Source organism: Pseudoalteromonas sp. SG41-1, assembly GCF_014164575.1.
In the GTDB taxonomy this organism is placed as follows: Bacteria; Pseudomonadota; Gammaproteobacteria; order Enterobacterales; family Alteromonadaceae; genus Pseudoalteromonas; species Pseudoalteromonas rhizosphaerae.
In genome coordinates this window covers 13368-34681 of the sequence record NZ_JACJFL010000049.1, presented here as the reverse complement: position 1 = coordinate 34681, position 21314 = coordinate 13368, and the positions used below count along the sequence as shown (strand labels likewise).

The window sequence follows — 21314 nt, the reverse complement described above, 5'->3', positions numbered from 1 at the left end:
AAATAAAGCGCTAACTGCGTTATAATTTTTTCAAGTAGAACAACTACATGTCAAAATTTACGCCTTGTTATCACTGTATTTATCTGTCGCTATAAATGGTCAGTAACTTAACACGATTGGTATTAACCTTCGACATGCGTTCACTGCCATTTTCTAATCTTGAAAACTAGTGCCCTTTATAGTTAAAAGCCAAACTACAGCGCAGCATACCGACTTTTTTGTGTATGATAGAAATTTAACTAGTTTCAAGATACTAATGTCGCAACGTTTTTATAAAATCAATAATGAGAGAAATAATGTCTAATATAAATTTGCCACAGCATTCTATTGTCGATGACTTTATTGCATCGGTTTGTCATGAGCATGTGGAAATTTTATATAAAGACGATGATATTTTATTGATCAATAAACCCAGTGGCTTACTGAGTTTATCTGGTAAAAATCCGGCCAATTGGGATTCTGTGCATTATCGTTTAGTGAATGGGCAGCCAGGTCTGACTGCCGCATTTCCGACAGCTAAATTGCCGCATCGATTAGACTATGGTACTTCAGGTATTATGATTGTAGGCCTTAACCCTGAATCAACTAAGCTCCTTAATAAGCAGTTTCAATCAGGGACAATAAAAAAACACTATATAGCCATGTTGGATGGCTGGTTATTAAATGACGTAGGTCAAATAAACGCTGCAATAGTCAAAGATAAGTTACTCTTTCCATTAGTTAAAATTTGTAATGTGACGGGTAAGTCTGCCGTCAGTGACTATTTAGTATTACAGCGCTTAACATCACCGCCGCGTACTTTAGTGCAATTTACCCCTGTGACGGGGCGTACACATCAATTACGTATACACAGTCACAGCATTGGGCACCCAATTATTGGCTGTGATCTGTATAAAAACCAACATAGCCAACAACTGGCTGAGCGCTTACAATTACATGCCAGCGATCTGTTTTTTGTACACCCTCGAAGCTCCAAGCAAACGCACCTACATTGCCCACAGCCATTTTGATTGTAAGAAAAAACAACTTAACTTCCGTGTTTATCTTGCTATGGCTTACTTTTTTGCTCTTTTGACTTGAAGTTAACAAACCGCGCCCCATATTAAGTGCATAACGCAGACACTTTGCAAATTGGAGATATATAAATGACTGCAGCACAAAAAGAAACATTAGGCTTTCAAACAGAAGTTAAACAACTATTAAACTTAATGATTCACTCACTTTATTCTAATAAAGAAATTTTCTTACGTGAGCTTGTGTCAAATGCCTCAGACGCAGCTGATAAATTACGCTTTTTAGCACTTTCAAATGGTGAACTATACCAAGGTGACGCAGACTTACGTGTACGTATCAGTGCCGATAAAGAAAAAAATACCGTAACTATTTCTGATAACGGTATTGGTATGACTCGTGATGAAGTGATCAGCTCGTTAGGGACTATTGCTAAATCAGGCACTGCTGAGTTTTTCAAAAACTTAACTGGCGACCAAAGCAAAGATTCGCAACTAATTGGTCAGTTCGGTGTTGGTTTTTACTCTGCATTTATAGTTGCAGACTTAGTGACTGTTCGTACTCGCAAAGCCGGTGAAGAAAAAGGCGTTGAATGGCAATCACAAGGTGAGGGCGAATACACGCTAGAAGAAATTGAAAAAGCAGGCCGTGGTACTGAAATTACTTTACATCTTCGTGAAGATGAAAAAGAGTTTGCTGATGAATGGCGCCTACGTAGTATTGTAACTAAGTACTCGGATCATATTTCAACACCAGTACAAATGTACAAAGCCGAAGTGCCTGAGTCAGAAGGTGAAGATGGCGAGAAAATTCCAGCCGTACCTGGTGAGTGGGAAAGTATTAACCGCGCCACAGCAATGTGGACGCGTGATAAATCAGAGCTATCTGATGAAGAATATAAAGAATTTTATAAGCATGTAAGCCATGATTGGGAAGATCCACTGAGCTGGGCTCACAACAAAGTTGAAGGTAAAACTGAATACACAAGCTTACTGTATATTCCTAAAAAAGCACCATTTGATTTATGGAATCGTGACCGTCAAAGTGGCTTAAAGCTGTATGTACAACGTGTATTTGTAATGGATGATGCTGAGCAATTTATGCCTAGCTACTTACGTTTTGTGAAAGGTTTACTTGATTCAAACGATTTACCACTAAACGTATCTCGTGAAATCTTACAAGATAACAAAGTTACGCAAGCAATCCGTAAGGGCTGTACGTCACGTACTTTAAAATTGCTCGAGCGTATGGCGAAAAATAAAGCCGACGATTACCAAGTATTTTGGAATGAATTTGGTCAAGTGATCAAAGAAGGTCCAGCAGAAGATGCAGCGAATAAAGAAGCGATTGCTAAGTTACTGCGTTTCTCATCAACACACACTGATGAAGAAGCACAAAACGTTTCATTAGAGCAATACGTTGAGCGTATGAATGAAGGCCAAGATGCGATTTACTACGTTGTTGCAGATTCATTCACTGCGGCGAAAAGCTCTCCACACCTAGAGATCTTCCGTAAGAAAGGTATCGAAGTACTGTTGATGAGTGACCGTGTTGATGAGTGGATGATGAGCCACTTAACCGAGTTTGCTGAAAAACCATTTAAGTCAATTACCCGTGGTGACCTAGACTTAGGTAGCTTAGATGATGAAGAGACCAAAAAAGCGCAAGAAGAGTCTGAAAAAGAAGTTGCAGGCTTAGTTGAGCGCATCAAAACAGCACTTGGCGATAATGTTAAAGATGTACGCTTTACGCATCGTTTAACTGACTCACCAGCCTGTGTGGTCGCTGATGACAACGACATGAGCTCACAAATGCAAAAGCTAATGGAATCAGTAGGTCAAGCTGCTCCAGAAGCAAAACCAATTTTTGAGCTTAACCCTGAGCATCAACTTGTTAAGCATTTAAATGTTGAACAAGACGAAGACAAATTTGCACAGTGGTCACATGTACTGCTTGATCAAGCCTTGCTTGCAGAGCGCGGTACATTAAAAGATCCAGCAGGTTTTGTGACTCGCTTAAATAAATTAATGTTAGATTTGAGTAAGTAATTGCTCAAAAACTAACATTTTAATAAAAAGGGAACTTCGGTTCCCTTTTTTTATGATCTCAACGTAGTCAATTGGTATAAGTTGCTTGAGTATCTGCGGCGCTTATGGAAGAATTCAAGCTTTATAATAAATCATACTGATATGCTTTTTGTAAAATCAGTATCAAACGAGGACAATGATATGCGCATTATTCTTTTGGGCGCGCCGGGTGCAGGTAAAGGCACTCAAGCTCAGTTTTTGATGGATAAGTACGGTATTCCACAAATTTCAACTGGTGATATGTTACGTGCTGCAATTAAAGAAGGCACACCACTGGGTCTTGAAGCGAAAAAAGTAATGGATGCAGGTCAGTTAATTTCTGATGACATCATCATAGGTCTTGTTAAAGAGCGTATTACTAAAGCTGATTGTGAAAAAGGTTTTTTACTAGACGGTTTCCCACGTACCATCCCACAAGCTGATGCAATGAAAGAAAATGGCGTAGTTGTTGATCACGTTATTGAGTTTGATGTGGCTGATGAAATTATTGTTGACCGAATGGGTGGACGTCGCGTTCATCCTGGTTCCGGCCGTGTTTATCACGTAGTTTACAATCCGCCAAAAGTGGAAGGTAAAGACGACGTTACAGGTGAAGATCTGATCATCCGTGCTGATGACACAGAAGAAACAGTACGTAAACGTTTAGGTATTTACCATGAGCAAACAATGCCATTGGTTGATTATTACCAAGCGGAAGCGCAAGCGGGCAATACGCAATATCATAAACTAGATGGTACCCAAGCTGTTGAAGCTGTTAATCAGCAACTTGCTGAATTATTGGGTTGATAATTCAATCAATAAAAAAACCGCCGATTGGCGGTTTTTTTATCATTGTAATGTACTCTAGCGCAATAAATTACAATGCGTTTAAAGCACTTATAACTGGGTCATACTTTGGCTCTGTTGATAAATCAGCTACTAACTGCTTGTAAACAACTTTATGACTTGCATCTAATACAAATACGGCTCGTGTAAGCAGACCCATATCTTTAATGATCAGACCATAGTTTTGACCAAAGTCACGCCATACTGAATCAGATAAAGCAGTAATTTTATCTATGTTCTCGGCTTTGCAAAAACGTTTTTGTGCAAACGGTAAATCAGCACTAATGGTGAGCATGGCTATATTTGGAAATTGCGATGCAACCTTTTCGTTAAAATGCTTGGTTTGAATGCTACAAACACCAGTATCCAGACTTGGAACAACGCTTATTAAAACGGCTTTACCTTGGTAATCGGCTAAAGTAATTGGCGTGAATGAGCCATCAACCACTTTAAAGTCTGGTGCTTTATCGCCTAGTTTTACACCTTGTCCTAATAAAGTGATTGGCTTAGATTGTGCTGATACTTTTCCCGCATCAAGCGTGTTTTCGGTCATATCGGCGGCAAAAGCCATTGAACAAAAGGCACTTAAAGCAAAAGTGAGTGATCGGAGCATAAGGTATTTCCTTTAGAGTTAACGCAATTAGGCTGAGTGTATTATAATCATCCATGGACACCAAGAGTTTAATGCAATTTAAAATTGTAATGTATGGTTACATTGATTAACATAAAGCAGTAATAAATGTTTACATTTTTACTAATAAAAATAAAAGCAATCAGAGAGAGACTATGTCAACATCGGTACTAATTTGTGATGATTCTAAGCTTGCGCGCCGTCAGTTAGCTCGTTCGTTGCCCGATGATTGGGATATTAAAGTTGAGTTTGCTGAAGATGGCGTGCATTGTATTAAGCAAATTAAAGCGTTAAACCCGGAAATCTTATTTCTCGATTTAAATATGCCGCAAATGGATGGCTACGAAGTACTGCAAGCGATTCAAGAGCAAAACTTGGATATATTAACCGTTGTTGTCTCTGGCGATATTCAGCCCAATGCGCATCAACGGGTAATCGAACTTGGCGCGATAGACTTTATCCAAAAACCATGTGATGCCCAAAAGCTTGCCGATATTATCGAACACCATGGAATTAAAGATAAAGCAATGCGTGAGCGGCTCTCACACCGCTTAGGTGAGCAAGTTGACCCAGATGTCAGAGACATATACCAAGAGCTGACTAACGTGGCAATGGGGCAGGCTGGAGACTTATTAGCACGGCTATTAAATGTATTTGTTGAATTGCCTATTCCTAATGTCAATATTCTCGAAGTTAATGAACTTGATATGGCACTGCGATCAATTGATGCCAATGCAACAACGTCAGGCGTGTGCCAAGGTTTTATTGGTGGTGGTGTATCCGGTGAGGCATTGTTACTTCTAAATGATTCTAGCTTTAAAGAAATTGCGTCCTTGATGAATTATGAAGGGGAGCTCACTAACAAAATTGAGCTGGAGTTATTAATGGATATTAGTAATATCCTGATTGGTGCAATCTTAACGGGATTATCTCGCCAATTAGATATGACTTTTAGCCAAGGACATCCGGTGGTGTTAGGCCAACATTGTGATGTATCTGATTTAGTTAAAGCAAACAAATCACGCTGGCAACGTACTCTGGCAATAGAAATTAGCTATGGTATTGAGAACCACAATATTAACTGTGACTTGATGCTATTATTTACCGAAGACTCACTAAAAACTTTGAAATACAAAGTTGCTTACCTATTAGAAGACTAACATTATGCCTGCTGCTGATTTTAATATGAATGAAATCCATTGGTTAATGGATATGTTTAATACCGTAGATGTTGGTTTAGTGGTGTTAGATAGGGACTATAAAGTGTGTATTTGGAATGGTTTTATGGAAAACCATTCAGGTATGTTACCCAGCGCTGTAAAAGATAAAGACTTGTTTGATTTATTTCCATCAATTGATGAAAAGTGGTTTCGTAGTAAGTCAGAATCAGTGTTTATTTTGAAAAACCGTTCATTCACTATTTGGGAACAGCAGCCATATATTTTCCGCTTTAAAAATTACCGTCCAATCACGGGTAAAGCAGACCATATGTTTCAAAACGCTACGTTTATTCCTCTATCAAATACGATGGGAGAAGTTGGCCATATTTGTATCATTCTTTATGATGTAACTGATATGGCAGTGAATAAAAAAGAACTTGAAGAAGTAAATCGTGAACTTGAACAAGTGAGTCAAACGGACGCACTAACAAAATTGACTAATCGAGGTCATTGGGAAGATACCCTACGAAAAGAATTTCTTAGGATCAAACGCAGTGGTGGCACAAGTACTTTATTGATGTTTGATATCGATCACTTTAAAAAAGTAAATGATGAACATGGGCACCGTTGTGGCGATGAAGCACTGCGTAACATTGCTGATTTACTGCGTAAAACATTACGTGAAACAGACATCGCAGGTCGTTATGGCGGCGAAGAATTTGCAGTAACGTTATTAGACACGGATCACAAAGGTGCTGAGATATTTGCTGAGCGTTTGCGTAGTTTAATTGAAAACTCATCCATTTACTTTGACGAAAAGCAAATTAAAGTGACTGTTAGTGTTGGTTTTGCCTGTTTTCAAGATGAATTCGAACGTTATGAAAAATGGATTGAAGCGGCTGATAAGGCACTTTACTTTTCAAAAGAAAATGGCAGAAATTGTATTACTGCATATAAAGATTTGAGTTAACCTTGATGAGTATAAATACCCTCGCGACACAATAGCAAAAGTTTAAATTAAGTTGCTTTGAATAGGCATAAAAAATGACGCAAAATGCGTCATTTTTTATGCTATCGCCAGCAGGTATCTAGCATTCAGGTGGCAAAATAAGCAAGTCTGTTTTTAGTAACCGCATAACTTTTTCAGCGGTATTGCCAATTAACTTACCTTTTATACCTATGTTGCCTACTGAGCCCATGATCACGAGACCGGCACTAAGCTTAGCTGCAATACTTGGGATCACTTGCTCGGCTAGGCCCGCTTTTATATGAAGGTTATTTTTTATATCGTGCTCAATAATTAAATTACGTTGAATGACAGGTAGTTTGTCAAAAGCATTCAGTACTTGTTCGTCTGAAAATACAATGCCTAAGTCTCTTAAAATTGGGGATACATGAACGGTATAACAAGTATAAAACTGACAGTCATAATGCTTAGAATAAGCTAAACCAGTTTCAATTATATCTTTGTTTAGTTTATATTTAGTGGCTTTTTCGCTACCTAAATCAAGCGCAGCTAACACATTGGTGTTATTGCGCCAGGTATTATCCGCAGCTAAATAAAGTGGTAGTGGGGTAAAGCGGATCAACTGCCAGTCAAGTTCACTAAATTGACAATGCTCGTCAATATGCCGCGTTTTTATCACCATCTCATAATTTTCAAAGTCACTCTCATTGGCTAACCATTGCTCAGGTGCCTCATGCCAAATAATATTTAATGAATAATCTGATTCTGACAATTCGCTTTCAAGTAGTGGTACTAATTCTTTTTTGAGAGTAGCCAACCTTGTTTCTTGAATTACTTGCAATTGTTCAGCTGGCGGCGAGAACAAAATATTACCAGCACTTTCATAGGCAAAGGCGACAATATCAATATGTTTTTGCTTACCAATTGCTTTGTGTTTCGCGTGCAAAATAGCAGTACGTGCAAATTCTACTGAATCAATTAGTACGAGAAGCTTTTTATCCATTCTATTCACTCTGTTGTATGGCGTGAATCATCTGATGGACATTGCCCGAGTATATTCAATTCGCCAGAGGTTGACTCTTGTTCCAGTTTTACCTTAAAGCCCCATAGTCTGTAAAGGTGTTTTAATACCTCATGGTGAGACTTTGCCAGTGGAATATCCTGATGTGGCACGTAGCGCAAGGTTAAAGAGCGATCACCTCTAATATCAACATCATAGATCTGAATGTTGGGTTCGTGATTACTGAGGTTATATTGTGCTGAGAGCGCAGTCCGTACCGCGTGATAGCCGCTTTCATCGTGGATCGCACCAACTTGTAGATTCGGATCTTTTTCATGATCGATAATAGTGAATAATTTAAAGTCACGAATAAGTTTGGGTGATAAAAATTGGCTAATAAAACTTTCGTCTTTAAAGTTTTCCATTGCAAAGTGCAGCGTATCTAACCAGTTGCTCCCGGCATATTCTGGAAACCACTGTTTATCTTCTTCGGTAGGGTTTTCACAAATACGGCGGATATCCACCATCATATTAAAACCCAGCGCATAAGGGTTAATACCCGAATAATAATTACTATTGTAAGGGGGCTGATACACAACATTAGTATGACTTTGTAAAAACTCTAACATGAATGAGTCAGTGAGTTTCCCTTCATCATATAAGTGATTCAAAATAGTATAATGCCAAAACGTTGCCCAGCCTTCATTCATTACTTGGGTTTGCTTTTGAGGATAAAAATATTGTGAGATTTTACGCACAATACGAATTATTTCTCGTTGCCAAGATTCCAGTAATGGCGCATTTTTTTCTATAAAATACAAAATATTTTCTTGTGGCTCTGAAGGAAAATGACGCTCGTGTTTTTTAGTTTCCTGTTGATGTGAAGGTATTGTGCGCCAAAGTTCGTTCACTTGTGATTGTAAGTAATCTTCGCGCTCTTGTTGGCGTTTTTGTTCTTCAAATAAAGATATTTGCTGTGGGCGTTTATAACGATCAACACCGTAATTCATAAGTGCATGGCATGAATCGATTAGGTTTTCGACTTCATCAATGCCATGTTTTTCTTCGCAACGAGCAATATAATTTTTTGCAAATAATAGGTAGTCAATAATAGAGCTGGCATCAGTCCATGTTTTAAATAAATAATTACCTTTAAAAAACGAGTTGTGCCCGTAGCAAGCGTGCGCCATCACTAAAGCCTGCATTGGAAGGGTATTTTCTTCCATTAAATAAGCAATACAAGGATTCGAGTTTATGACAATTTCATAAGCCAACCCCATTTGTCCGCGTTTGTAGTTTTGCTCAGTTTGAATAAATTTTTTACCATAAGACCAGTGACTATAGCCAATAGGCATACCAACACTGGAATAGGCATCCATCATTTGTTCTGCGGTGATCACTTCAATCTGATTAGGATAAGTATCGAGGCGATAATGTTCAGCAACCCGCGCAATTTCGTCTTGGTATTGTTGTAGTAATTCAAATGTCCAATCTGGCCCATCACTCATTCGTTTATTGGTCATATAAATACCTCGCTGTACAGCCTAGGCTGCCCCTTGGTGTTGACGACTCTTCTTGAATAACTCACGGAAAATAGGGTAAATATCTTCAACATTGCGTATATGTTGAATAGCAAAGTTATTATGAGTTTGACAAATATTTTGATACTCACGCCATAGGCTCTGATGGGCGCGGGTAGTGATCTCAATATAAGCGTAATAGCGAATGGTACTGAGCAACTTGTTGCGTAAGATCTCTGAGCATTGGGGAGAGTCATCTGCCCAATTGTCGCCATCAGAGGCTTGTGCTGCATACACATTCCACTCGCCAGCGTTATAACGCTCGGTAATTATCTCATTCATTAACTTCAGTGCGCTGGAGACAATTGTGCCGCCAGTTTCTTGGGAATAGAAAAACTCCTGTTCGTCGACCTCTTTGGCTTGGGTATGATGGCGAATATACACCACTTCAATGTCTTTATAACTGCGGGTCAAAAATTGATAAAGCAAAATATAAAAACGTTTTGCCATATCTTTGGTTGCTTGATCCATCGAGCCAGACACATCCATAATACAAAACATCACCGCTTTACTAGTTGGATGAGGCTGTTTTTCATAGTTACGAAAGCGCAAATCGTAATTATCAATAAAGGGCACTGCACTGATGCGTTTTTGTAATGCGGCGATTTCTTGCTCCATTAATGCAATAGCAGCTATATCAGGTTCAGGCTCAGCCATTAATAGGCAAAGCTGTGCTTCAAGCTCTGCTAATTGACGCTTTTTACCCGCGCTCATCGCAACACGCCTTGCAAGTGAGCCCTGAAGTGAACGCACAATATCAATATTACTCGGCATACCATCACTACAAAAACCAGCACGATGAGTTTTCATTTGCACGAGTTTGTCTAACTGGTTTTGCTGTAAATTTGGCAGTTCTAAGTCTTCAAACAGTAAGTCTAGATACTCATCTTTAGAAATCGAGAAGACAAAGTCATCTTCTCCTTCACCAGAGTCACTCGCTTCACCTTCGCCGGCTCCACCACCTTGGCCACCTTGCGGGCGTTTAATTTTATCACCGGTTGAGAACTGATCGTTACCAGGATGAATTTGTTCTCTATCGCCCCCTTTACCTTGATGGAAAGTAGGTTCACTTATATCCCGTTGCGGGATCGAAATACTCTCACCGCTACTGGAGTCAGTGACACTGCGTTTATTTATTGCATCTGACACCGCTTCTTTGATCTGTTTTTTATAGCGCCTGATAAAGCGTTGACGATTTAACGTGCTCTTATTCTTACCGTTCAGGCGACGGTCTATAAAATGCGCCATAAAGACCCCCTAAAAATACACAGCTGTGTGTTATTGCGATTTACGCACGCGTAAATACCACTCTGATAACAAACGAACTTGCTTTTGGGTATATCCTTTTTCCACCATACGATTGACAAAATCTTCATGTTTTTTCTGATCTTCTGCGGATGTTTTCGCATTGAAGGAAATAACGGGTAATAGTTCTTCAGTATTGGAGAACATTTTTTTCTCAATCACAGTGCGCAGTTTTTCATAGCTGGTCCACAATGGATTTTTACCATTGTTGTGCGCCCGTGCACGCAATACAAAATTAACGATTTCGTTACGGAAATCTTTTGGATTTGAAATGCCTGCTGGTTTTTCAATTTTTTCAAGTTCGGCATTTAATGCTTCGCGGTTGAATAGCTGGCCGGTATCAGGGTCGCGATACTCTTGGTCTTGGATCCAAAAATCAGCATAAGTGACATAGCGGTCAAAAATGTTTTGCCCGTACTCAGAGTAAGACTCTAAATAAGCTGTTTGCAGTTCTTTACCAATAAACTCAACATACTGCGGGATTAAATAGCCTTTCAAGTGGCTTAAGTAGCGTTCTTCAACGTCGGCAGAGAATTGCTCTCGTTCAATTTGTTGCTCTAATACATAAAATAAATGCACTGGGTTTGCCGCTACCTCAAGTGTGTCAAAGTTAAACACGCGCGATAAAATTTTAAATGCAAACCGAGTTGATAGTCCGGTCATGCCTTCATCTACACCGGCATAATCTCGATACTCTTGATACGATTTAGCTTTAGGATCGGTGTCTTTCAAGCTTTCGCCGTCATATACCCGCATTTTTGAGTAGATACTAGAGTTTTCTGGATCTTTTAACCGTGATAGCGTGGTAAATTTTGCCAATGTTTCCAGTGTGCCTGGCGCGCAAGGAGCATTATATAATTCACTATGTTCCAATAGCTTGTCGTAGATTTTTACCTCTTCAGATGCACGTAAACAATACGGCACTTTGACGATGTAAACACGGTCTAAAAAGGCTTCATTGTTCTTGTTGTTTTTAAAGGTCTGCCATTCTGATTCGTTTGAATGAGCCAAAATCATGCCATTAAAGGGCAGTGCACTAATACCTTCGGTGCCATTATAATTTCCCTCTTGCGTGGCTGTTAAAAGCGGATGCAATACTTTGATTGGCGCTTTAAACATCTCAACAAATTCCATTAAACCTTGATTTGCAAGACATAATGAACCGGAATAAGCATAAGCATCAGCATCGTTTTGAGCAAAATGTTCTAGTTTGCGAATATCAACTTTACCGACTAAAGCGGAAATATCTTGGTTGTTTTCATCCCCAGGTTCAGTTTTTGCAATAGCAATTTGATTTAAAATAGAGGGGTAGCGTTTTACCACTTTAAACTGGCTAATATCACCATTAAATTCAGATAAGCGCTTAGTGGCCCATGGTGACATAATAGTTTTTAAGTAACGGGGCTTAATCCCGTATTCTTTTGCCATCAGCTCAGCATCTTCATTAGGATCAAAAAGCGCCAACGGGTGGTCATTGACCGGTGAGCCTTTAATTGAGTAAATAGGCACTTGTTGCATTAAATATTTTAGCTTTTCGGCAATCGATGATTTACCACCGCCAACAGGTCCAAGTAGATAAAGCACTTGTTTACATTCTTCAAGGCCTTGCGCGGCATGTTTTAGGTAAGAAACGATTTGTTCAATCGCATCCTCCATACCGTAAAAATCATTAAAGGCAGGGTAACGTGCTACTACTCTGTTTGAAAATAATCGACTTAACCGTGCATCCTTTGAAGTATCGATCATTTTTGGCTCACCAATGGCCGCTAATAATCGCTCTGGTGCGCTGGCATAAGCCGATTTATCAGTTTTACAAATCTCTAAGAACTCAGCGATACTATACTCTTCTTCTTGTGCCGCTTCGTATCGTGCTTGGTAATGCTCAAAAATACTCATGGAAACCTCCGAAAAACCTGCTTAAACTAGGTGCTTACAAATTAAAAAAGAAGCAAAGGTTATTTAAAGCTTAGTCACGAATTTGATTTTTTGTGCAATAAAATTAAAAATTTATGTTAGAAAACAAAAAAGACGCCGTAGCGTCTTTTAAATTGGGCTTGCTCAGAACGAGCAATCAATTATGCGAAGTTAGCATTCGCGAATTCCCAGTTAACAAGCGACCAGAATGCTTTTAAGTAGTCTGGACGAACGTTACGGAAATCAATGTAGTAAGCATGTTCCCACAGGTCCACAGTCAGGATCGGTGTTACACCGTCTTGAGTTAGTGGCGTTGCTGCGTTAGAAGTATTAACGATGTCTAAAGAACCATCAGCTAATTTAACTAACCATGTCCAGCTTGAACCAAAGTTGTTTACTGCTTTATCATCAAAAGCTGCTTGGAATGCTTCAAAAGAACCCCATTTAGCATTGATAGCATCTGCAACAGCGCCTGTTGCTTCGCCACCGCCATTTGGAGATAGGCTGTTCCAGTAAAAAGTATGGTTCCAGATTTGTGCTGCATTGTTAAATACGCCACCTTCAGAAGAACATACGATTTCTTCAAGTGATTTACCTTCAAATTCAGTACCTGGGATTAAACCGTTAAGTTTAGTCACATAAGTGTTGTGGTGCTTGCCGTGGTGAAACTCTAATGTTTCTTGTGAAATATGTGGCTCAAGTGCATTAATTGCATATGGTAGTGACGGTAGTTCAAATGCCATTTTTTATCTCCATCTTCTTTTGGTTGATAGTTCAAATAGTAATAGTTAATGCCTGTTCAAACAGGGTAGTTACCTATACCAAATGAGATTATAGTGTTACTATAATTGTTGAGTATTTTACTCAAGTTTTAGCAAACAGCAATGCCAAACAGCAGTGCAAATGCAAGACTATTTCGATTGCGGCTTTATTTGCCCACTTTAAGATACATATATGAGGCTTAATGAAAATTTTTCAAGCCTTAATATGTTCAGCTATCGTCACTTTTGAGGTTGTAGATGGAAACCATTGATAAAATTAAACAGCAGATTTCTGAAAATCCAATTATCCTTTATATGAAAGGATCGCCTAAATTACCAAATTGTGGTTTTTCTTCACAAGCATCTCAAGCATTAATGTCATGCGGTGAACCGTTTGCCTATGTTGATATTTTACTAAATCCTGATATCCGAGCTGAATTACCAGCATATGCCAATTGGCCAACATTTCCACAACTGTGGGTTGATGGCGAATTAATTGGTGGTTGTGACATTATCATTGAAATGTTTCAACGTGGTGAATTACAACCACTGATCACCGAAACAGCAGCTAAATATAAAGAAGCTGACGCTGAGTAACGTTTATCAGCAAATCAACAAAAAGCCGCTTAATTGCGGCTTTTTTGTGATTGTTTGTTAGGACCGTGGGGCAGAATGACATGAACACTAAGCCCACCGTGCTTACGATTGTGTAAGCTAATTTGACCATGATGCGCTTCGACTATTTCACGGCACAATGCTAACCCCAAACCACTACCAGCGACTTTAGTTGAATAAAATGGGATTAATGCATTGGCCATCACTTGCTCACTCATACCTTTACCTTGGTCGTTTACACTGATATGTGTGCCTTTAATATTCTGTGTAACAGTGACACTTATATGTTCGCTTGCAGAGCCTGATTCGTGAGCATTTTTTATTAAGTTGATCAGTAGCTGCTCGACTTGAGTCGGATCAGCCAGTGTATGCACGTCATTACTTATATCGAGCATAAAACACCATTGATTTTGCAGTTGCGTGAGCAACACTTGCCAATTAATTGCGCTTGGCTGAGGAGTGGGCAGTTTGGCAAATTTGCCATAGCCTTGTACAAAGTCGTTTAAATGTTTGATGCGTTCAGAAATGGTAGCAAACACGCGGCTAAGTCTGGGTTCGTCTACTTTTTCACTGAGTAACTGGCCGCTGTGCAGCATTGACGACATGGGACCCAGAGAGTTATTAAGTTCGTGACTGATGATCCGAATGACCTTTTTCCACACCTCGACTTCTTGACGGCTAAGTTCGCGGGTGAGTTGTTTAAAGACATATAAGTAATGGTATTGATTGTTAAGTAATAACTTACCGGTTGATAAATGCCACGCTTGAGATTCTTGGTCTTCAGTATCTAGCGTAAATAAACCATCACTACCGCGCGTTAAAGCATTGTTTAACTGTGGATGAGCATTTTCAAGCAGGTGTGCAAACTGACTCCCTTCAAGCGCTGTTTTGGCATTAAAAAGGTCTCGGGCACTGTAGTTACTATAAACAATAAAGCCTTTATCATTTTTTAAAATAACGGCTTGGGGAGAGCTTTGTAGCACTTTATCAAGCATCAGCTCGCGCTGATAGATCCATTGTTTCTCTTGGCGTAATTGCTTTGCTGTTTGATTATACAATTGACACAAGCGGCCTAATTCATCGTTGCCGTTATAAGCTAGTAAGGTGGCTAATTCACCGTCTTTAAAATTAAGCAAACCAGTTTCAAGTGAGTGTATGCCTTGCACCAGAGTGCCGCTGAGCCGAAAAGATAAATAACTTGCCAGCAGCGATGTGAGCAGCGTTGTTATTAATAGTGAAGGCCAGCTTAAATGGGTTAACCAGCAGATGAGCCAAACAGGAATAAGTGCAGAGATGTTACATATCAGCACTATTTTACGAGTGAGAGACAGTGCAGGTTTATTTTTTTCCATTAGTAATCAATCTCAAATTTCTGCAAACGGCGGTACAGTGCTTGACGACTTAAACCAAACTGTCTGGCAACTTTTGCGATCACTCCTTGGTGCTGACGCATAGCTTGTTCTAGTTCTACTCTACTGGGTTCTTGTTTAGCAAAGTTAGTGTGCAGCGGTTGCGATTGTAGAGCAAAATCATCGAGGGTAATGTCGCCATTAGGTTTGAGTACGGCTGCGCGTTTACAGGCATTTTCTAGCTCACGAACGTTGCCGGGCCAATTGTGCGCGAGTAATCCTTGCTCTGTTGTAAGCGATAATTCGCGCTCGCCTAAGAAGTGTTTAGCAAGCGCTAAAATATCATCTGGTCTTTGCGCTAAACTGGGTAAATTTAGCTCAATCACGTTGAGGCGATAATATAAGTCTTCTCTAAATCGACCTGCATGAATGGCCGCTTTTAAATCTTCATTGGTAGCTGAAATAACCCGAACATTTACTTTTTGTGTTTTTGTTGAACCGAGTCGTTCAAACTCACCAGTTTGTAACACGCGCAGTAGTTTCATTTGCCCTGATAATGGCAGGTTACCAATTTCATCTAAAAATAGCGTACCACCATCAGCGGCCTCAAAGCGACCAATTCGCTGTTTGGTGATGCCAGTATAAGCACCCGCTTCAGCGCCAAATAATTCGGCTTCAATTAAATCATGGGGCAGGGCTCCGGCATTGATGGTCAAAAACGGGGCATGGTTTAAGTGAGAATTGGCTTGAATAATTTGTGCAATGCGTTCTTTACCACTGCCATTTGCACCTGTTATTAGCACAGAGACATCTGACTTAGCGACTTGTATTGCCATATTGAGAATTTTTTCCATGGCGGTACTTTGATACACTAAACCAACTAGGTTGGCATCGGCTAAACTTGATGTTCGCTCTTGCTGGTGGCGCGCATACATTACATTTTGTTGTTTTGCTTGGCCAAGTTCGATTAAGTTATTAACACAGGTGAGGAGCTTGCTATCGTCCCATGGTTTAGGTAAGTAATCAGCGGCGCCGGCTTTGACTAGCTCTATGGCGCTGGCCAGTTCAGTCCACGCGGTGATCAAAATAATCGGTAAGTGCGGGTTGAGAGCTCTTAGTTGATAAAACAACGCTTTACCTTCTTCGCCAGAGGTGGTGTCATTGCTAAAATTCATATCTTGAATAACCAGCGCGATACGTTGGTATTGCACTATTTGTAAGGCTTCAAGCTGCGTTTTTGCAGTCACAACCTGATAGTCATGAATTTCTAACAGTAATGACAAGGCTTCTAATATGGCAGGGTTGTCATCGACAATAAGTATTTTTTCCATGTGAATTTAATCGCTGTTTTTGTTATCTTTATTTCAAAATGCTACACGGTATTAAACCAGTGTAGCATAGGTTGGGAGCTGCTTTATATTGTTCGCGTGGCGATACTCGGTGATATGTTGGCGGCACGTTTTGCAGGGCCAAACACGGCAAGTAAGCTCATAACAAACACCATAATGGCAGTGCCTGCGATATAGCTCGGTGGCAGTGCGGCAATTGAAAAGTGCTGCATTAATAATTGACCAAGTAACAGCGCCGCAATAATGCCAAGGAGCAACCCCACGCAGCAGATCATCGCATTTTCAACTAAAAAGTAGTTAATAATGGCTGATTTTCTGGCTCCTAATGCACGGCGAGTGCCTATTTGCTTGGTGCGTTTGCTGATATTAAATAAGGTTAAGCCAAAAATCCCCAATGCAGTTACCAGTACTAATATCGTGATGAGCACAATCAGCATACGCATCATCAATTTGTCTGCTGCAACATATTCGTCTTTAAGTTGATCTAAGCCATTGATATTGTTGATTACCCGTTTATTGTAATTATTTAGCATCGCGGTTTCGATTTGCTTCATCACAGCGGCACGTTGACCGGGCTTAGTTCTGACTGCAAATTGTGCGTAAGTTTTGCCTTGAATATAAGGGATCAACGCCACATTATTTGGGTGACTATCTTTAAGCCAAGGGCCTTTCATTGGCGCTGTGATTCCGATAATTTGTAGCGGTAAGTCACCAAAATAAATGGTTTTGCCTAGGCCATCTCCCTTTGGGAAAAGCTCATTGGCTAACGCCTCGGTAACGACAGTGACATTGGTAGTTCTCTCAGTGGGTGAATTAGTGATTGTTACTTCATCCTCTGTAAAGTTGCGCCCTGTAATTAGTTTTACACCATAAGTGTCTAAACCATGCTCATCAATGAAAATATAAGAACTACGGATACTTTTACTTTCTTGAGGAGCCGGTTTCAAATTAAAGCTTGATGCACTGCCACTACCGGATAGGGGAATACTGCTGCTTTGTGCTGCATTTACAACCCCAGGTAGTGCTCTTAACATCGCTTCGTCTAATTCAAACTGTTGGCTTAAATCGATATCTTTACCAAACGTCATCACATTAAACATAAACAAGTCTTGCTCTGGATAACCGGTTTCTTGATTTAAAAAAGCGACTCTATCTTGGATAATAAATGCCGCATTACTAACGATTGCGGTGGTTATGGCAATTTGAATTAAGAGTAATATTGCCCCGACTTTTGAGCGGCAAAGAGCATGAAATATAGGTTTGATCTCTAACATTAGTGTGCTCCTTATTGGCTTTTAAGATAAATAGCAGGGTTAGTACGGCAAACTAGCCATGCAGGATAAAGCCCGGCTACTATGCAGGTTGTAATAGCGATAACAGGTGCACTGAGTAACATAGTGATATCCATTGTGGCGATTGATGAATAGTAATCATAGCTTTGACGAACAGCCCACAAACCTAATTGCGCAAGTACGATACCGACTAGGCCGCCAAAACATCCAAGCATAGCCACTTCAACAAGGTGTTGTAAAAACACTTGTCGTTTACTGGCGCCTAGTGCTCGGCGCACACCTACCTCCGGTGCCCGACGCAAAAACTTAGCTAACAATAAACCAAGAATATTGGCTAAACACACTGCTAAAAACATAAAACTTAAGCCGACCAATATTTTATTGTCTTCACTAACGACATTGTTGTATTGCATCCATTGGTTAACATCACGTAGCTTATATTCGGGTTTTTCTCGAGCAAAGCGGCCACGCTTTTTTTGCTCTTGAATGTAAGAATTAAGATAATTTTCGTAGTTTGCTTTTTGCTCCGCGTTATCTAGTTGCGCCCAAAATTGGATCCAAACTATTTCCGATTGCATTCTATCGGCGTAGCTATTGATATTCTCATGTTTCCAACCGTTGCTGTTGCCCCAACTAGTTAGCTCTTTGGTTTTGACTAAGCTAAATGGTAAAAATAATTCTTCAGGTTCATTAAATGCACCATTATTTAAATCATAATACTTAAGGTTAAGTGACCAGTCAGCGATCACACCAACAACTTCGTAGCTGTAATCATCTAAGTAGATCAATTGGCCAATTGAGTTGTTTCCTGCAAACAGTTTATCGTTGAGTTCTTTTGAAATCACCACCACAGGGGCGGCAGATTGCTCTTGTTGTTCACTCCATTCACCGCCGTAAATAAACGATACATTAAACATATTAAAAAAATTAGGCGTAGTCATCCGTGCATTACTGGTAAACGGCTTTACTTTGTCTGAATCTAGATACACTGAGAATCCAGTACGCATCATCGCGACCTTTTTTTCAGGAACCGGCGCATTCTGTAAATTGACTGCATCTTGATAAGTCAGTTGCATAGGAAGGTTATCCTCGGTCCACCACGTATGGCCTTCATCCATGGTTTGTAATTGCACAGCATAAAGTTGACTACTTTTTTCGGGAATAGGATCCGCCGACATCATATGATAAACGCTTAAACTGGTCATGGTTACACCAATCCCAATAGCAATGGCTAGCACCATTAACATGCTTACCAGTGGTGTGCGCTTAAAACTACGCCAACTTAAATCGAGGTAATGTAATAGCATAAGTTACGCTCCAGCCACATTTTTTAGGTTTTGCGCGCCTTGATACAAGGTAAAGTCGGCAAGTTGACCATCAACCACTTGAATATTACGAGGTGCTCTGCGGGCAAGTTCTGGGTCATGAGTCACCATAATGATGGTCGCGCCGTCACGGTTAATTTGCTCCAGCAATTCCATCACTTGACGTGCCATTAAGCTGTCTAGGTTACCTGTTGGTTCATCGGCTAATAAAAAGCGCGGCTCACCGGCGAGAGCGCGGGCAATCGCTACCCGTTGCTGTTGACCACCTGATAACTGCTGCGGCAAATGTTTAGCGCGTGAAGCTAGACCTACTTGTTCTAAGCACTGTTCAATACGACGTTTACGCTCGCTTGCTTTAATACCTCGGTAGCGCAGTGGCACTTCAATGTTTTCATACAAATTTAAATCAGGGATCAGGTTGAAGCCTTGGAAAATAAAACCAATTTTTTGATTGCGACAATCCGCCCGTTGATTGTCGTTCAGTTTGCCAACATCAATACCATCGAGCAGATATTCACCACTGCTAAAAGGTTCTAACATGCCTGCGATATTTAAAAAGGTGGTTTTCCCGGAGCCACTAGGGCCAGTTACTGCAATAAACTCACCTTCATCTACGTGCAAATTAAAGTCGCGTAGTGCATGGGTTTGCACCATTTCTGTTTGATACAGTTTACTAATATTGTTCATTTTAAGCATGAGTTGATCCTTGTAATATGGTTGTTCTTATCTCAGTAATAATGTTGGCGCTTGTTTAAAGTTATCGTAACTGGAGATGATCAGCTGATCGCCTGAGCTAACACCTTGTAGCAATTCTATTGCGTTGATGCTGCTTGCCCCGGTTGTGATATTTACCAGTTGTGCGGTGTCGCCGATAACTTTGTAAACCTGCGTACCACCTTGCTGCATAAACGCACCGCGTTTGATTTGTAAAACGTCATCACGATTTTCTAATAAAATGCGCGCTGTTAATCGCTGGTTTTGGCGAATGCCTTTTAGCTCTTCGTCAAAGCGTACTCGAGTAGTTACTTCACGATTGTTAACTTCCGGCGAAATTGCCGACAACACACCAGTCACTTTTTTTGCCCCGAGTGTGAGCTCAACTTCCATTCCTAAACCGAGTTCGTTGGCGTAACTTTCAGGTACTTGCAGTTGTGCTTCAAAATTACTTAAATCAACCAGCGTCATTAACGGCTGACTTTGGGTAACGGCTTCTTTTTGTTGTACAAGCAGGTTACCAACAATGCCGGTGACGCTGGCTTTAATAGTTAAGTTTCTGACTTGGCGATTTAAATCATCAACGATCAGTTGTTGGCGAGCGAGATCGCGCTCTGCAGCTTTGAGTTCAAATGCGAGTGTATCTTTAGCAAGTTCAACTTCTTGTTGAGCGTGTTTGTAAGAAAGCTTGGCACGGGCAAGATCATCAACTGCTTTTTCTAAATCAATTTGGCTGATCAAGTTTTTTTCGATAGAAAGCTTAGCACGGCGATTTTCCCTGTCTGCTGCATTGAGCTCTACTTGGGCGAGATCAAGCGTTTTGGTTAAGCTTAACTTTTGTCGGCGTGCTTCTAAGTGCTTACGTTGTAATTCACCATCAAGGCGGGCTAACACCGATTGTTGCTGTTTTAGTTCATTATTGAGTTCTGGGCTATCGACTAAAGCAATAATGTCATCTTTATTTACTTTATCACCGGCTTTAACTTGTAAATCCACATATCCACGTTCTGGGCTATAAACCTTGGGAGCATTTGCAGCAACAATTTTACCGCTGGCGACTACATCACGTACTAAACGACTAATATTAACGGTAGCAATCTGTAAAGAAGCCCGCTCAACAGAAATACTGCCTTGATTGTTACCCATAAATGCTTGTGCACATAAAGCAAGTACAGTAAGTGATAGCGCCAGTACTATTAATGGTTTTTTGTAACTACGTCTTTGCGTAATACTTACATCTTGTCCGCTGGTATCTTTTATCATGAGTGATCCTTAGCTATGTCTATTCTCGCAGTAAGTGATCATCAAGCTCACTACTAAGACAGTGATTGGTGAAACTAAAAATAAACTGAGAATAAACATAAGTTGTGTCCTGTAATTATCTTTTAATGTTTATTCGAATATCATGCCACTATTTAATGTCATGATT

At 40.1% G+C, this 21314-nt stretch carries 18 protein-coding genes; 6 read left to right on the top strand and 12 right to left on the bottom strand.

The window, feature by feature from the left end:
* The first annotated feature begins 296 nt into the window (after window positions 1–296).
* From H5203_RS19200 to adk, 3 genes are all read left to right on the top strand, one after another.
* The gene (locus tag H5203_RS19200; RefSeq protein WP_145242687.1) at window positions 297–1010 is read left to right on the top strand and encodes an RluA family pseudouridine synthase; all 714 of its coding nucleotides are present in this window, start codon (window positions 297–299) and stop codon (window positions 1008–1010) included.
* Between the two features lie 135 nt (window positions 1011–1145).
* Window positions 1146–3059, top strand: a complete 1914-nt coding sequence (gene htpG, locus H5203_RS19195) for a molecular chaperone HtpG (RefSeq protein WP_182731943.1) — start codon at window positions 1146–1148, stop codon at window positions 3057–3059.
* Between the two features lie 180 nt (window positions 3060–3239).
* Window positions 3240–3884 carry an adenylate kinase gene (gene adk, locus H5203_RS19190; RefSeq protein ID WP_064665952.1) on the top strand — a complete coding sequence of 215 codons (645 nt, stop codon included), beginning with the start codon at window positions 3240–3242 and terminating at the stop codon, window positions 3882–3884.
* 70 nt (window positions 3885–3954) lie between these two features.
* Here adk and tpx read toward each other — a convergent pair whose 3' ends face one another.
* Complete coding sequence (gene tpx / locus H5203_RS19185; protein WP_145242161.1) at window positions 3955–4536, bottom strand: thiol peroxidase; 582 nt, start codon at window positions 4534–4536, stop codon at window positions 3955–3957.
* A 173-nt stretch (window positions 4537–4709) separates the two neighbouring features.
* On the opposite strand from tpx, the gene H5203_RS19180 reads away from it, so the two are divergent.
* Both H5203_RS19180 and H5203_RS19175 read left to right on the top strand, forming a co-directional pair.
* Complete coding sequence (locus H5203_RS19180; protein ID WP_145242159.1) at window positions 4710–5714, top strand: response regulator; 1005 nt, start codon at window positions 4710–4712, stop codon at window positions 5712–5714.
* 4 nt (window positions 5715–5718) lie between these two features.
* Window positions 5719–6684 carry a diguanylate cyclase gene (locus tag H5203_RS19175; RefSeq protein ID WP_145242157.1) on the top strand — a complete coding sequence of 322 codons (966 nt, stop codon included), beginning with the start codon at window positions 5719–5721 and terminating at the stop codon, window positions 6682–6684.
* 118 nt (window positions 6685–6802) lie between these two features.
* On the opposite strand, the gene H5203_RS19170 is transcribed toward H5203_RS19175, so the two are convergent.
* The 5 genes from H5203_RS19170 to H5203_RS19150 form a co-directional block, all read right to left on the bottom strand.
* Entirely contained in the window at window positions 6803–7684 is an 882-nt protein-coding gene (locus H5203_RS19170; RefSeq protein ID WP_145242155.1) for a universal stress protein, read from the bottom strand.
* A gap of 5 nt (window positions 7685–7689) precedes the next feature.
* Window positions 7690–9204 (bottom strand): SpoVR family protein, encoded by a 1515-nt coding sequence (locus tag H5203_RS19165; RefSeq protein WP_145242153.1) that lies wholly within the window; start codon window positions 9202–9204, stop codon window positions 7690–7692.
* Window positions 9205–9225: 21 nt separating this feature from the next.
* Window positions 9226–10509 (bottom strand): YeaH/YhbH family protein, encoded by a 1284-nt coding sequence (locus tag H5203_RS19160; protein ID WP_145242150.1) that lies wholly within the window; start codon window positions 10507–10509, stop codon window positions 9226–9228.
* A 30-nt stretch (window positions 10510–10539) separates the two neighbouring features.
* On the bottom strand, window positions 10540–12462 hold the full coding sequence (locus H5203_RS19155; RefSeq protein WP_149982777.1) for a PrkA family serine protein kinase: 1923 nt from the start codon (window positions 12460–12462) through the stop codon (window positions 10540–10542).
* Window positions 12463–12641: 179 nt separating this feature from the next.
* Entirely contained in the window at window positions 12642–13223 is a 582-nt protein-coding gene (locus tag H5203_RS19150) for a superoxide dismutase (protein WP_145242146.1), read from the bottom strand.
* Window positions 13224–13499: 276 nt separating this feature from the next.
* Here H5203_RS19150 and H5203_RS19145 point away from each other — a divergent pair, with 276 nt between their 5' ends.
* Entirely contained in the window at window positions 13500–13838 is a 339-nt protein-coding gene (locus H5203_RS19145) for a Grx4 family monothiol glutaredoxin (protein ID WP_064665960.1), read from the top strand.
* A gap of 29 nt (window positions 13839–13867) precedes the next feature.
* Here H5203_RS19145 and H5203_RS19140 read toward each other — a convergent pair whose 3' ends face one another.
* From H5203_RS19140 to H5203_RS19115, 6 genes are all read right to left on the bottom strand, one after another.
* Window positions 13868–15208: a PAS domain-containing sensor histidine kinase gene (locus H5203_RS19140; protein WP_145242144.1), complete on the bottom strand. Its 1341-nt coding sequence runs from the start codon at window positions 15206–15208 to the stop codon at window positions 13868–13870.
* Window positions 15208–16536 carry a sigma-54 dependent transcriptional regulator gene (locus H5203_RS19135; RefSeq protein WP_145242142.1) on the bottom strand — a complete coding sequence of 443 codons (1329 nt, stop codon included), beginning with the start codon at window positions 16534–16536 and terminating at the stop codon, window positions 15208–15210. The genes H5203_RS19140 and H5203_RS19135 overlap by 1 nt, the downstream gene beginning before the upstream one ends.
* 83 nt (window positions 16537–16619) lie before the next feature.
* Complete coding sequence (locus H5203_RS19130; RefSeq protein WP_182820145.1) at window positions 16620–17828, bottom strand: ABC transporter permease; 1209 nt, start codon at window positions 17826–17828, stop codon at window positions 16620–16622.
* 11 nt (window positions 17829–17839) lie between these two features.
* Complete coding sequence (locus H5203_RS19125; RefSeq protein ID WP_149982774.1) at window positions 17840–19153, bottom strand: ABC transporter permease; 1314 nt, start codon at window positions 19151–19153, stop codon at window positions 17840–17842.
* 3 nt (window positions 19154–19156) lie between these two features.
* Window positions 19157–19867, bottom strand: coding sequence for an ABC transporter ATP-binding protein (locus H5203_RS19120; RefSeq protein ID WP_145242138.1), 711 nt, complete (start codon window positions 19865–19867; stop codon window positions 19157–19159).
* 27 nt (window positions 19868–19894) lie between these two features.
* Complete coding sequence (locus tag H5203_RS19115; protein WP_182820144.1) at window positions 19895–21148, bottom strand: efflux RND transporter periplasmic adaptor subunit; 1254 nt, start codon at window positions 21146–21148, stop codon at window positions 19895–19897.
* Between the last annotated feature and the right edge of the window lie 166 nt (window positions 21149–21314).

What these genes read in the sequence shown, in the direction of transcription:
- H5203_RS19200 (WP_145242687.1), top strand. Translation starts at nt 297, where the DNA reads ATGTCTAATATAAATTTGCCACAGCATTCTATTGTCGATGACTTTATT.
- htpG (WP_182731943.1), top strand. Translation starts at nt 1,146, where the DNA reads ATGACTGCAGCACAAAAAGAAACATTAGGCTTTCAAACAGAAGTTAAA.
- adk (WP_064665952.1), top strand. Translation starts at nt 3,240, where the DNA reads ATGCGCATTATTCTTTTGGGCGCGCCGGGTGCAGGTAAAGGCACTCAA.
- tpx (WP_145242161.1), bottom strand. Translation starts at nt 4,536, where the DNA reads ATGCTCCGATCACTCACTTTTGCTTTAAGTGCCTTTTGTTCAATGGCT.
- H5203_RS19180 (WP_145242159.1), top strand. Translation starts at nt 4,710, where the DNA reads ATGTCAACATCGGTACTAATTTGTGATGATTCTAAGCTTGCGCGCCGT.
- H5203_RS19175 (WP_145242157.1), top strand. Translation starts at nt 5,719, where the DNA reads ATGCCTGCTGCTGATTTTAATATGAATGAAATCCATTGGTTAATGGAT.
- H5203_RS19170 (WP_145242155.1), bottom strand. Translation starts at nt 7,684, where the DNA reads ATGGATAAAAAGCTTCTCGTACTAATTGATTCAGTAGAATTTGCACGT.
- H5203_RS19165 (WP_145242153.1), bottom strand. Translation starts at nt 9,204, where the DNA reads ATGACCAATAAACGAATGAGTGATGGGCCAGATTGGACATTTGAATTA.
- H5203_RS19160 (WP_145242150.1), bottom strand. Translation starts at nt 10,509, where the DNA reads ATGGCGCATTTTATAGACCGTCGCCTGAACGGTAAGAATAAGAGCACG.
- H5203_RS19155 (WP_149982777.1), bottom strand. Translation starts at nt 12,462, where the DNA reads ATGAGTATTTTTGAGCATTACCAAGCACGATACGAAGCGGCACAAGAA.
- H5203_RS19150 (WP_145242146.1), bottom strand. Translation starts at nt 13,223, where the DNA reads ATGGCATTTGAACTACCGTCACTACCATATGCAATTAATGCACTTGAG.
- H5203_RS19145 (WP_064665960.1), top strand. Translation starts at nt 13,500, where the DNA reads ATGGAAACCATTGATAAAATTAAACAGCAGATTTCTGAAAATCCAATT.
- H5203_RS19140 (WP_145242144.1), bottom strand. Translation starts at nt 15,208, where the DNA reads ATGGAAAAAAATAAACCTGCACTGTCTCTCACTCGTAAAATAGTGCTG.
- H5203_RS19135 (WP_145242142.1), bottom strand. Translation starts at nt 16,536, where the DNA reads ATGGAAAAAATACTTATTGTCGATGACAACCCTGCCATATTAGAAGCC.
- H5203_RS19130 (WP_182820145.1), bottom strand. Translation starts at nt 17,828, where the DNA reads ATGTTAGAGATCAAACCTATATTTCATGCTCTTTGCCGCTCAAAAGTC.
- H5203_RS19125 (WP_149982774.1), bottom strand. Translation starts at nt 19,153, where the DNA reads ATGCTATTACATTACCTCGATTTAAGTTGGCGTAGTTTTAAGCGCACA.
- H5203_RS19120 (WP_145242138.1), bottom strand. Translation starts at nt 19,867, where the DNA reads ATGCTTAAAATGAACAATATTAGTAAACTGTATCAAACAGAAATGGTG.
- H5203_RS19115 (WP_182820144.1), bottom strand. Translation starts at nt 21,148, where the DNA reads ATGATAAAAGATACCAGCGGACAAGATGTAAGTATTACGCAAAGACGT.